This window comes from Ancylomarina salipaludis, assembly GCF_004122035.1.
GTDB lineage: Bacteria > Bacteroidota > Bacteroidia > Bacteroidales > Marinifilaceae > Ancylomarina > Ancylomarina salipaludis.
The window spans coordinates 169,593-182,849 of the sequence record NZ_SAXA01000008.1 but is presented as its reverse complement, the minus strand read 5'-3'; the positions used below and the strand labels follow the sequence as shown (position 1 = coordinate 182,849).

The 13,257-nt window shown below is 36.9% G+C and carries 9 protein-coding genes; 6 read left to right on the top strand and 3 right to left on the bottom strand.

All coding sequences use genetic code 11. The annotated features are described in order from the left end of the window. The first annotated feature begins 190 nt into the window (after positions 1-190). Together gyrB and EO244_RS10400 are read left to right on the top strand one after the other, a co-directional pair. Positions 191-2,152 (top strand): DNA topoisomerase (ATP-hydrolyzing) subunit B, encoded by a 1,962-nt coding sequence (gyrB, locus tag EO244_RS10405; RefSeq protein ID WP_129254614.1) that lies wholly within the window; start codon positions 191-193, stop codon positions 2,150-2,152. A gap of 96 nt (positions 2,153-2,248) precedes the next feature. Continuing rightward, positions 2,249-2,821 (top strand): LOG family protein, encoded by a 573-nt coding sequence (locus tag EO244_RS10400; protein WP_129254613.1) that lies wholly within the window; start codon positions 2,249-2,251, stop codon positions 2,819-2,821. 79 nt (positions 2,822-2,900) lie between these two features. Here the strand turns inward: EO244_RS10400 and dapF are convergent, their stop codons facing one another. Continuing rightward, a complete protein-coding gene (dapF, locus tag EO244_RS10395; protein ID WP_129254612.1) occupies positions 2,901-3,692 on the bottom strand; it encodes a diaminopimelate epimerase in 792 nt (263 codons plus the stop codon). 146 nt (positions 3,693-3,838) lie between these two features. On the opposite strand from dapF, the gene EO244_RS10390 reads away from it, so the two are divergent. Both EO244_RS10390 and EO244_RS10385 read left to right on the top strand, forming a co-directional pair. Next, entirely contained in the window at positions 3,839-5,272 is a 1,434-nt protein-coding gene (locus tag EO244_RS10390; RefSeq protein ID WP_129254611.1) for a Do family serine endopeptidase, read from the top strand. Positions 5,273-5,383: 111 nt separating this feature from the next. Next, positions 5,384-6,244 carry a sigma-70 family RNA polymerase sigma factor gene (locus tag EO244_RS10385; RefSeq protein WP_129254610.1) on the top strand — a complete coding sequence of 287 codons (861 nt, stop codon included), beginning with the start codon at positions 5,384-5,386 and terminating at the stop codon, positions 6,242-6,244. Between the two features lie 85 nt (positions 6,245-6,329). Here the strand turns inward: EO244_RS10385 and uvrB are convergent, their stop codons facing one another. Beyond that, the gene (uvrB, locus tag EO244_RS10380; RefSeq protein ID WP_129254609.1) at positions 6,330-8,336 is read right to left on the bottom strand and encodes an excinuclease ABC subunit UvrB; all 2,007 of its coding nucleotides are present in this window, start codon (positions 8,334-8,336) and stop codon (positions 6,330-6,332) included. Between the two features lie 115 nt (positions 8,337-8,451). After that, a complete protein-coding gene (locus tag EO244_RS10375) occupies positions 8,452-9,471 on the bottom strand; it encodes an endonuclease/exonuclease/phosphatase family protein (RefSeq protein ID WP_129254608.1) in 1,020 nt (339 codons plus the stop codon). A 357-nt stretch (positions 9,472-9,828) separates the two neighbouring features. Here EO244_RS10375 and hcp point away from each other — a divergent pair, with 357 nt between their 5' ends. Continuing rightward, a complete protein-coding gene (gene hcp, locus EO244_RS10370; RefSeq protein ID WP_129254607.1) occupies positions 9,829-11,475 on the top strand; it encodes a hydroxylamine reductase in 1,647 nt (548 codons plus the stop codon). Positions 11,476-11,703: 228 nt separating this feature from the next. Then, positions 11,704-13,215, top strand: a complete 1,512-nt coding sequence (locus EO244_RS10365; RefSeq protein WP_129254606.1) for a PepSY-associated TM helix domain-containing protein — start codon at positions 11,704-11,706, stop codon at positions 13,213-13,215. Positions 13,216-13,257 lie beyond the last annotated feature (42 nt).

Sequence of the window (13,257 nt, the reverse complement as noted above, 5' to 3'; positions counted from 1 at the left end):
TTTGATTGACGTAATGTGCTGATTAATAGAAAAATTAATCATTTGTGATTTGAGTGATCATCTTCATTGTCAGCTAATCTTATTTGAGAATAAACTTCGAATGTTTAGAATCTGTAATCGAGATTCTTTTTTTTTGAAAAAGAATGTTCTTTTTCAGACTTCTTCCAAAATAATACTAAAGATCTGATAAATGAGTGATTTAGAAAATGTGAATAATGAGAATGCCGAATATTCAGCGGATAGTATTCAGGTATTAGAAGGTTTAGAGGCGGTTCGTAAGCGTCCTTCAATGTATATTGGTGATGTTAATGTAAAGGGTTTGCACCATTTGGTTTATGAGGTGGTAGATAACTCTATTGACGAGGCTTTAGCCGGATATTGTAAAAATATTGAAGTCTTCATCAATGAGGATAATTCTATTACCGTAAAGGATGACGGACGTGGTATTCCTACTGAACTTCATCAGAAAGAAAATAAATCGGCATTAGAGGTTGTAATGACTGTTTTACATGCTGGGGGTAAGTTCAATAAAGATTCTTACAAGGTTTCCGGTGGTCTTCATGGTGTTGGTGTTTCTTGTGTAAACGCACTTTCAACGCTTTTACAGGCCGAAATTCACCGTGATGGTAAAATCTACATGCAAGAATATTCCAAAGGAAAACCGCTTGCTGATGTTAAGGTTATTGGAGAAACTGAAATTACGGGGACGAATATTACTTTTACTCCTGATAATTCTATTTTCTTAACAACAGAATATAAATACGATATTTTATCGGCTCGTTTGCGAGAGCTGGCTTTCCTAAACAGAGGAATCACTCTTAAACTAACCGATAAGCGAGATGTTCATCAGGACGGTACATTTAGATCAGAATTGTTTCACTCTGAACAAGGTTTAAAAGAATTTGTTCAATACTTGGATAGTACTCGTGAAAGGTTGATCGAAGATACAGTTCATGTTTCTATCGAAAATAATGAGGTGCCTGTTGAGATTGCTTTGCAATATAACACGTCTTTCTCTGAGAATATTCATTCATATGTAAATAATATCAACACGATTGAAGGGGGAACCCATCTAACAGGTTTCCGTCGTGGTTTGACCAGAACACTGAAGGCTTTTGCTGATAAATCAGGTATGTTATCGAAACTTAAGTTCGATATTGCTGGAGATGATTTCCGTGAAGGATTGACTGCTGTTGTTTCTGTTAAAGTTGCTGAGCCTCAGTTCGAAGGTCAGACTAAAACAAAACTGGGTAACTCTGAGGTAAGTATTGCTGTTGATAAGGCTGTTAGTGCCTTGTTGACCAATTATCTTGAAGAACATCCAAAAGATGCAAAAACGATTGTACAGAAGGTTATTATGGCTGCTACAGCTCGTCATGCGGCTCGTAAAGCCAGAGAACTTGTACAGCGTAAAACAGTTTTGGGAGGTTCAGGTCTGCCAGGTAAACTTTCTGACTGTTCTGATAAGGATCCGGCAAATTGTGAAGTCTTTCTTGTCGAGGGAGATTCGGCGGGTGGAACTGCCAAGCAGGGTCGTGACCGACAGTTTCAAGCTATTTTGCCTTTAAAAGGAAAAATTCTGAATGTTGAGAAAGCCATGCAGCATAAGGTTTTTGAAAGTGAAGAAATTAAGAATATTTTCACCGCTTTAGGTGTAACAATTGGTACTGAGGAAGATAGTAAAGCTGCGAATGTTGAAAAACTACGATATCACAAGATTGTAATCATGTGTGATGCCGACGTCGATGGTAGCCATATTGCTACACTGATTATGACTTTCTTCTTCCGTTACATGAAATCATTAATTGAAAATGGTTACTTGTATATTGCGACACCTCCTTTATATTTGGTTAAGAAAGGAAAGACTCAGCAATATTGCTGGAACGAAGATCAGCGTTTAAGACTAATTGAAGAATTGGGTGGAGGAAAAGAATCTTCTTTGCATATTCAACGATACAAAGGTCTTGGAGAGATGAGTGCCGAGCAGCTGTGGGAGACCACAATGAACCCAGAGGTAAGAACTTTACGTCAGGTGACTATTGAGAATGCTGCCGAAACGGATCGTGTTTTCTCTATGTTGATGGGTGATGAGGTACCACCTCGTCGTGAGTTTATCGAACAGAATGCGACTTACGCCAATATTGATGCTTAATACTATTATCTTGAAATAAAGATTTCAAATTGAGTTATATTTAATGCCCTTGTGATTTGTTTCCAAGGGCATTATATATTTAAATAAAATACGATTATGAGTAAAAATATTTGTGTTTTTTGTTCATCAAGCGATTACTTAGCTGATAAATATTATAAAGCCGCAGAAGAATTGGGGCGTGCTATTGGTGAGTCAGGCAATCATATTGTATACGGTGGAACTAATGTGGGTTTGATGCACGCTTCGGCTTTGGCAACCAAACAATCAGGAGGTAGAGTTATAGGTGTTATACCAGAATTGATTCAATCGAAAGGCATTGCTTCTGATTATACTGATGAGTTAATTGTGACTAAAGATATGAAGGAGCGAAAAGAGGTGATTCGTGAAAAGTCGGATGCTTTTATAGCTCTGCCAGGGAGTTTTGGAACGTTGGAAGAGATTATGGAGGTGATTACGCTTAAGCAACTTGGCTATCATTCCAAGGCCATTGTTTTTGTTGATGTCGATGGCTTTTATTCAGCTTTAAGGGCGCAGTTTGATATGCAATATCAGGAGAATTTTGCCAACAAAGCTTTTCGTCAAATGTATGTTTTTGTAAAAGATGCTAAGGAAGCTTTGGATTATATAAATAGCTATGTTGAAACCGATCAGGTAGCTAAATGGGATTAATATCTTATAAACAGTAACTAAAACAAGCCTTCAATCAGCTTAAGATTGAAGGCTTGTTTTTATGTAATAAATTTTCTTTTTAGATATCAAGTTTGCCATCAAAAACAAATGTTGCAGGACCTTTAAGCCAGATGTCTTCAAAATTTTGATCTCCTTTATGATTAAAAACAACCTCTAAGTTGCCCCCTTTGGTTTTTACATAGAAATGATTGTCATCGGTTTTGAATTGTAATTTGGCCGAAATGCATGATGCGACAACACCGGTTCCGCATGAATATGTTTCATCTTCAACACCACGCTCATAAGTACTAACCTGAATCTGATTACCAGCGCCGGATATGAAGTTAACATTTGTTCCTTCAGTTTTAAATCGATCATTGTATCTTATGGCTCTACCATTTGTGACTGTATCGAAATTAGTATGACTCTTAATAAAATTAGTGTAATGCGGCGATCCTGTATTCAGGAAGTAATAATCATCTCCGGTTTCGACTTCAAGAACGTTTTGCATTTGTAATTTTACAATCAGTTGCTTATCGTCATGGCTGACGTTAGCAAAATGTTCTCCGTCAACAGCTATAAAGTGAGCTTTGTCTTTTATAATACCTAAGTGATAGGCAAATGCTACGATGCAACGTCCCCCATTTCCACACATACTGCCTTCTCTGCCATCCGAGTTGAAATATCTCATTTTAAAATCAAATCCCTCTTCGTTTTCGAGTAGCATTAAGCCATCACAACCAATTCCAAAACGTCTGTCACACATTTTTTCTACGAATGAAATATTTTCAGATGGAAAAGAATTGTCTCTGTTGTCAATCAGAATGAAATCATTCCCAGTCCCTTGGTATTTTGAGAAGCAAATTTCCATTTTATCAATATGTTAATAATTGTTAACGAATAATAATAACCAGAACAAAAATGATGTTATAGTATTAAATTGATGTCAAAAATAGTAATCCTGATTCAAATATGACCTAAAATCAGGAAATTAAAAATGAATATGAACTTTTGATTATGAATTCTAAAGTGTTTTTTGGAAGACTTCTAACGGCAATTTTGGGAGGTTTAATTGCTGTTTCTATTTTTATTTATTTGGAAAAAAGAGATCCTGAACCTGAATCAAGCTCTTTTACTGATCAGAAACTGACGACGACAACAAATTTGGACACCGGGTTGGTTGATTTGTCTTATGCCGCTGAGACTTCGGTAAAATCAGTTGTGCACGTGAAAACCCTTTATGGTGAACAGCCATCAAGTTCTATTTACGATTTCTTTTTTGGTAATGGGCGTTCTTACCATTCTCAACCGACAATGGGGGCAGGTTCTGGTGTTATTATTTCGAAGGATGGTTATATCGTTACCAATAATCATGTGGTTAAGCAATCAGATAGGATAGAGGTTGTTTTGCATGATAAAAGAGTATTTGAGGCTAAATTAATTGGGCAGGATGCATCGACTGATATCGCGTTATTGAAAATAAAGGGAGACGATTTTCCTAAGATGGATATTGGTGATTCTGATGCTTTAAAACTTGGAGAATGGGTACTGGCCGTAGGAAATCCCTTTAATTTAACTTCAACTGTTACAGCCGGAATTATCAGTGCCAAATCGCGAAATATCGGTATCATGGGGGGCAGAATGAGTATTGAGTCATTTTTGCAAACTGATGCGGCAGTGAATCCGGGAAACAGTGGAGGAGCCCTAGTTAATGCCCAAGGAGAATTGGTTGGCATTAATACGGCTATCGAGTCGAGAACGGGTTCCTATTCAGGCTATTCTTTTGCTATTCCCGAAAGTATTTTTAAAAAAGTTATTGCTGATTTAAAGAAATATGGTGAGGTACAGCGTGCATTTTTAGGTGTAAGTATCAGAAGTGTTGATGCTGACTTGGCAAAAAAATTAAAGCTTGAAGAGATTACAGGAGTATATATAGATGGGGTGAATATGAAGGGGGCTGCAGATGAAGCCGGTATTCGGTCGGGTGATGTCATTATTGAAATCAATAATAAGAAAATAAATACGAGCTCAGAATTACAAGAACAAATTAGTCAATATGCTCCTGGAGATAAAATTAATATTTTAGTAAAAAGAGAGGGGAAAAAGAAACATTTTGACTTAACTTTACGTAATATGATTGGTGGTACCCAACTGATTAAGGATAATCAAATCGATTTATTGGGAGCAGAATTTCAAAAGATATCAAAAAAAGAGATGTATTCTCTTAGAATTCCCTATGGAATGCGAGTGAGTAAGCTGGTTGATGGAAAATTGAAACATGCAGGAATAAAGAAAGGGTATATAATTATTAGCATAAATAATAAGCCTGTTTCTAGTGAAGACGATATTCGTAGGGCTTTAAGTGAGATAGAAGACGAGGGGGTATTTATTTCGGGTATTTATCCCAATGGATTGCATAAATATTATGCATTTTCTTTGGTGCAAGATTAAAAGACTCGGAATTGCAAATTAATAAATAACTGGAATAAAAAGTGAATCAATTTTGGCTATAAGTTTTTAAAAGGCTAATTTTGCGGAATATTTCGAGTTGAAAAAGGGACTATGAGACAATTAAAGATAACAAAATCAATTACCAATCGTGAGAGTGCTTCTCTTGATAAGTATTTGCAAGAGATTGGTAAAGAAGATCTTATTACTGTAGAGGAAGAAGTTGAATTGGCACAACGTATCAAAAAAGGTGATCAAAGAGCCTTGGAAAAGTTAACAAGAGCTAATTTACGTTTTGTTGTTTCTGTAGCTAAACAATACCAGAATCAAGGTTTAAGTCTACCTGACTTGATTAACGAAGGTAACTTGGGATTGATTAAGGCTGCTGAGAAATTCGACGAGACTCGTGGTTTTAAATTCATTTCTTATGCGGTATGGTGGATTCGTCAATCGATTTTGCAGGCTTTGGCTGAGCAGTCTCGTATTGTTCGTTTGCCATTGAACCAAGTTGGATCTTTGAATAAGATCAACAAAGCTTTTTCTAAATTTGAACAAGAGCACGAGAGAAAACCATCTCCTGAGGAGTTGGCAGATACTCTTGAATTGCCTGCTGATAAAGTTGCTGATACGCTTCGTGTATCGGGACGTCACATATCAGTAGATGCGCCTTTTGTTGATGGAGAAGATAATTCTTTACTTGATGTACTGATTAATGATGACTCACCAATCGCTGACCGTAGCTTACTGAACGAATCGCTGACAAGAGAGATCGATCGTGCCCTGGCTACTCTAACAGAAAGAGAAAGTGATATTATCAAGTTATTCTTCGGTATTGGAATTCAAGAAATGACTCTTGAAGAGATCGGTGAGAAATTTGGTTTAACACGTGAGCGTGTTCGTCAGATTAAAGAGAAAGCGATTCGACGTTTAAGACATACTTCAAGATCTAAACTGCTTAAAACCTACTTAGGTTAATCGTTTAGAACTGTGAAAAAATAGATTGAGGCTATTGAATTAATTTTCAATAGCCTCTTTGCTATATAATAGTTTGTGATTAAAATTATTTTTTCTCTTTCAGAAGTTTTTCAAGCTTATACATTTCATCGCGGAATTGGGCTGCTTGAAGGAAATCGAGCTCCTTAGCTGCTTTTTGCATTGATTTTTTCGTTTGAGCAATCGATTTTTCAAGACTTTCCTTACTCATATACTGAATAACAGGATCAGCCGCAATCTCAATTGTTTCAGGACCACAATATGCTTTGGGATCGACACCACCATTTTGCATGATGCTGGTCTTATCCTTGATAATTTGTGTTGGTGTGATATTGTGTTTGGCATTATAGGCCAATTGTTTTTCTCTTCTGTAGTTTGTTGAATCAATGGTTTCCTGCATCGATTTGGTTATTTTATCGGCATACATAATAACCAGGCCATTGACATTACGGGCTGCACGACCTGCAGTTTGAACTAAGGCTCTTGTCGATCGCAGGAAGCCTTCTTTGTCAGCATCTAATATGGCTACGAGTGAAACCTCGGGTAAATCAAGTCCCTCACGTAGAAGATTGACCCCAATTAAAACATCAAATAATCCCAATCGGAGATCTTCCATAATTTTAACCCGATCAAGCGTGTCAACATCGGAGTGGATATAGCGACAACGGATGTTTAGATCAGCAAAGTATTGCGAGAGTTCCTCAGCCATACGTTTTGTTAGTGTCGTAACCAAAACACGCTCATCAATTTCACTTCGTTTGTGAATTTCAGCAACCAAATCATCAATTTGATTCAAACTTGGACGGACGTCGATTTTGGGGTCGAGTAAACCTGTTGGACGTATTACTTGTTCCACAACAACTCCTTCAGATTTCTCAAGTTCATAGTCAGATGGTGTTGCACTGACGTATATTGTTTGTGAACTTAAGGCTTCAAATTCCTCAAATTTTAAAGGGCGATTGTCGAGTGCCGATGGCAAACGAAATCCGTAATCAACCAGATTGACTTTTCGCGAATGATCCCCTCCATACATGGCCTTTACCTGTGAAAGTGTGACATGACTCTCATCCACAACCATTAGAATATCGTCGGGAAAATAGTCGATAAGGCAGAAAGGACGTGAACCTTGCGCCCTGCCATCGAAATAACGGGAATAGTTCTCAATACCTGAGCAATAACCCAATTCACGAATCATCTCCAAATCGAAATTAACTTTATCTTCAACACGTTTGGCTTCCAGATGTTTTCCAATGCTTTTCATATATTCAACATGAGCCACCATATCATCCTGAATCATTTTAATGGCATTCTGTACCTTATCTTTGCTCGTAACAAAGATATTAGCTGGATAAATTGTGATCCTATCGTAGCGTTCTATTTTTTGTCCATTAATTGGATCAAAAGAATAGATTTCATCAATCTCATCGTCCCAAAAAATAATGCGATAGGCAAAATCGGCATAAGCGGGGAAAATATCGATAGTATCGCCTTTAACTCTAAAATGACCTCGCTCAAATTCGACTTCGTTTCTTGAATAAAGAGCATCAACAAATGAGAGTAAGAGTTTGTTTCGGGAGATACGTTGGCCTTGTTTCAATTCCAAAACATTGGCATGGAAATCTTCAGGATTCCCAATACCATAAATACAGGAAACCGATGAAACAACAATCACATCTTTACGACCGGAAAGTAGGGCTGAGGTAGCACTTAGTCTCAGTTTCTCAATCTCATCGTTTATGGCCAAATCTTTTTCGATATAGGTATCCGTAGTGGGCAGATAGGCTTCCGGTTGGTAGTAATCGTAGTAGCTTACAAAATATTCAACGGCATTGTCAGGGAAAAAATTCTTGAATTCACCATATAGTTGAGCGGCAAGGGTTTTATTGTGACTTAAAACCAGTGTAGGTCGCTGAACTTCTTTGATGACATTGGCAATGGTAAAGGTTTTCCCTGAACCCGTAACTCCCAAAAGGGTTTGAAACGGATGCCCATCATTCAAACCTTGAGTAAGTTGTTTGATAGCTTCGGGTTGATCACCAGTTGGGTGAAATTTAGATACAAGTTTAAAATCCATGTGCCAATTTTGCTTTGTTTGTAGTTGTAAAACTAATAAAAAGAGAGCATATACATGAAATGCATATGCTCTAATCCTAAGCTAATTTCTTTGAAACAACGTGTTTTGATTTGTTTTAGCGTTTCAGTTTAAAATAGACTGGGAAATGATCGCTAAAACCGCCATAATATTTTGTTCCTCCATAGGTTTTATTAGGTGTTAGTATCCCTTTTTTATTTTTAAAACAGATCCATTTGTCGCGATAGATTCGACCGGCATTGTGTAAGGTTTGATACCCTCTTGACCCATTTAGAAGTGAGTTTGAGACAATTAAATTATCAAGCATATTCCAGGTGCCTCTGTAGTTGTAAGTTCCTTCTCCATTGATTTTCATATCATACATCAGGTTGAATAATTGCATAGGATTATCTGTGTCCCTGTTGTTGCCAGCCTTTAGCACTTCTGCTACGGCCTTATCAGTTGGTTCATCGTTGAAATCGCCCATGATAATGATTTTGGCAAAAGGATTTTTGGCCTGTATTTTATCCACAGCTTTTTTTAATTGTTGTGCTACAAATATTCGGTTTGGCTCTGATTTTTCTTGTCCCCCTCGACGAGAAGGCCAATGATTCACGAAAATATTTAAGGTGTCTTTTCTTCCGACCAGACCTTGTACATAAAGAATATCTCTTGTTTTGTATTCCTTTTCCCAGGGAAATTCAATACTTATCGTTTCATGCTTGATGTATTTGAATCGGCTTTTTTGGTAAATCAAAGCACAATCAATTCCTCTTTTATCAGGACTTTCGCTATGAGCGATTTTGTATTTACCATCTTTTAATTTTTCTTGATCAATAAGATCTTCGAGTACATCCTTATTTTCAATTTCACAAAGACCAACAAGTGCAGGTAGCTCTTCTTTATCGATTGAGCTTAAAACGTAACTGAGTTTGGATATTTTGTCGTTATAACGCTTGGTATTCCACTGCAATTTGCCCATCGGGGTAAAGTCATTATCCCTTTTATCAGGATTATTGATGGTGTCGAAAAGGTTCTCTACATTATAGAATACAACAGTAATATCTTTTTTCCCCTTAGCAAAGGATGAAAGGCAGATGAGTGCAACTGCAAATAATAGCAATGCTTTTTTTAACATGAGCTTATACATTAGAATTTGATTGTAACTTCTAGCGGTTATTCTTGTGGATTTATACGATTACACCAAAGTTAATGAAATAATTGAGTTGGGAAAAAGATGGCGACAATAGCTGTCTCTTGATTTTGGATTATTTTTTTGAAAGAATAGAAGGATTTTAGTCTGATAAAGAGATTAAAAGATAAAAAACTCTGAAAAACTTTTGTGTTTGTAACATTCGTTACACTTTTTGCTGAGATCTTGGCTCATATTTGTAGTGTCGAAAGGGAGTTAGGCTGTTAACGAATTAATTTAGGCAGTCTCCATTTGATTTTGTAAATTAAGAACTCTAATAATAACACGATAAAATTTTAAATTATGGCTATGTTTTGTTATCAGTGCCAGGAGGCAGCAAAAGGAACTGGATGTACAGTTAAAGGTGTTTGTGGTAAAACCGATGAGGTTGCAAACATTCAGGATTTATTGATGTATGTGATGAAAGGGATTTCTGTTTTCAGTACTAAAGCTCGTGAAGCTGGTGTTGAAAACGATAAAGTGAACAACTTTATTATGAATGGTTTGTTCATGACTATTACAAATGCCAACTTCGATAAAGTAAAGTTTGTTGATGCGATTCGTAAAGGTCTTAAGTTACGTGAAGAGATCAAAACTCAAGCTGAGGCTGCTGGTGTGACTTTTGAAAATCTTCACCATTCTGCAATCTGGTTTGCTGATGCAGAGCATGATTTTGATGCAAAAGCTCGCGTGATTGGTGTCCTTTCTACTGAAAATGAAGATATTCGTTCTTTAAGAGAATTATTGATATACGGATTAAAAGGTTTTGCTGCCTATGCTGAGCATGCTTATAATCTTGGCGTTGAAAAAGCTGAAATGTATGCTTTTATGCAAAAGGCGTTAGAGGCAACTACCGATGATACATTAAGTGCTGACGATTTGGTAGCTCTTGTTATGGAATGTGGAGCTAATGGTGTAACAGCTATGGCAACTCTGGACGAAGCGAATACTGGCGCTTATGGTAATCCCGAAATTACTGAAGTCAACATTGGAGTAAGCGATAAGCCAGGTATCCTAATTTCAGGTCATGATCTTAAGGATATGGAAGAGTTGTTGAAGCAAACTGAAGGAACAGGTGTTGATGTTTACACACACTCTGAGATGTTGCCGGCAAACTATTATCCAGCATTTAAAAAGTATGAGCACTTTGTAGGTAACTACGGAAATGCATGGTGGAAACAAAACGAAGAATTTGAAACGTTTAACGGACCGATTTTGTTTACAACGAACTGTATTGTTCCTCCAAAGGCAAATTCAACATATCAGGATAAGGTATTTACAACTGGTGCATCGGGTTTCCCGGGATTCAAGCATATTGAAGCGGATGAAAACGGAAAGAAAGATTTCTCAGAAATTATTGAATTAGCTAAGAAATGTGCTGCTCCAACTGAGATTGAAAACGGAACAATTGTTGGCGGATTTGCTCACAATCAGGTGATGCAATTAGCAGACAAAGTTGTTGATGCTGTTAAATCCGGAGCTATTCGTAAATTCTTTGTAATGGCTGGTTGCGACGGTCGTATGAAAGGTCGTGATTATTATACTGAGTTTGCTGCAGCTTTACCAAAAGATACAGTTATCCTGACTGCAGGTTGTGCTAAGTACCGTTACAACAAATTAGAGTTGGGTGATATTGGCGGTATTCCAAGAGTATTGGATGCAGGTCAGTGTAACGACTCTTATTCATTAGCTGTAATTGCACTGAAATTGAAAGAAGTATTTGAATTAAATGATATTAATGATCTGCCAATTGCCTACAATATTGCATGGTACGAGCAAAAAGCGGTTATCGTATTGTTGGCTCTTCTTTCATTAGGTGTTAAGAATATCCATCTTGGACCAACATTACCAGCTTTCCTTTCACCCAATGTGGCTAAAGTATTGATTGATACTTTCGGAATTGGCGGAATTGGTACTGTTGACGAGGACATGAAAATGTTTTTAAACTAAACTTTACAACTAAACGATAGATATGTAGTGGCAATCTTGTCACTACGTATTTTTTTAAGTCTTTGATAGGTAACTATCAAGTAAGTGGACATAATCTTGTTTGTCGGGATTGTAGTCAGATCATATTTGGGGTAATGGCTTAAACTGTTCAGAAAGGGGATATTCTTTTTGAGCGGTTTTTGTCTATTTTAGACATCAGTTTTTGAGCTGTAAAAACTAAAATTATCGATGAAGAATTGGACTAAGTTTTTTAAAAAACATCATAAGTGGCCATCTCTGGTTCTCACTTTCTTTATACTCTTGTTTGCCATTTCCGGTATTGTGATGAATCACAGGGAGACCTTTTCGTCTATAGATGTTAATCGCAATTATTTAGGGCATGAATACCAGTATCACAATTGGAATAAGGCGGCTGTGAAATCTGCCTTGCAGCTTGAAGGCGATACAGCTCTTATTTATGGAAATATTGGTGTTTGGAAATCGACTGATAATTATCAAACTTTTGCGAATTTTAATCAGGGATTTCCTGAGGGGATTGATAATTGCAAGATAGAAAAACTATTGAAGACGAGTTCTGGTGATATTTATGCCGGTACTCTACTGGGACTTTATAAGCTTCAGAATGCAGCCTGGATAAAAATTGAATTACCTGTTTCAGAAAAAAGGGTAGTCGATTTGCTTGAGATGCAGGGGGAATTCTATGTTCTGACTCGTTCCAATTTGCTCAAGAAAAATTCAAGTGGTTTTGAGAAAATCAAGCTTTTACCAAAATCGGATTACAATGGAAAAATTTCATTGTTTAAAACACTTTGGGAGGTGCATTCAGGAGAAGCATTTGGTTTTCTGGGAAAACTTTTTGTTGATTTTGTAGGTCTCATCTTTATTCTGCTTTCAATTTCAGGTATTATCTATTTTATTTACCCGAAATGGATGAAACGACTAAAGGCTAAAAGTAAAAACGTAAAAGGGAAAGCCAAATTTCTAAAATTTAATCTGAAATGGCACAATCGTTTGGGATATTGGATGATTATCTTTTTGCTTTTATCGGCACTAACGGGTATGTTCCTACGCCCACCTTTATTAATTTCTATTGCCAATGCAAAAGTTGAAAAGTTACCCTTCACACATCTTGATGATCCCAATCCCTGGTACGATCAGTTAAGACGAATTTCATACGATGAGGAATTAAACAGAGTGCTTTTAGCAACCAACGAAGCTATTTATTATTCCGATGATTTATTTGAAACAGCACCAGTATTGTTTCAATCTCAGGCACCTGTTTCAGTAATGGGGGTTAATGTATTTGAGGTGATTAAGCCCGGACAATACCTCATTGGTTCATTTTCCGGTTTATTTTACTGGATACCGGAACGAAACTTAATTTTCGATTATTTTACCAGGAAGCCCTATATGCCTGTTAAAAGAATGGGACCACCTATCTCAGCACATCCGATAGCAGGATATTTGCGAGATGCTAATGGACGGGAGTTTGTTTTCGATTATAATCTGGGTGTCGGAAATATGACGGATGATAGGCATTTTGTTGAGATGCCTCAGCAAATCAAAGAAGCACCTATGTCTTTATGGAATCTTTGTCTTGAAATTCATACGGGGCGAATTTATCAATACCTTTTTGGTAAATTTTACATTTTATTTATCCCTTTGGCTGGTTTAATTATACTTTGGATACTGATCACAGGTCTGGTCTTATTTCTAAAACGAAAGAAAAAATCTTCATGATAAGATGATTTTAAAAAGCTTCGGGTTTTCCCGGAGCTTTTT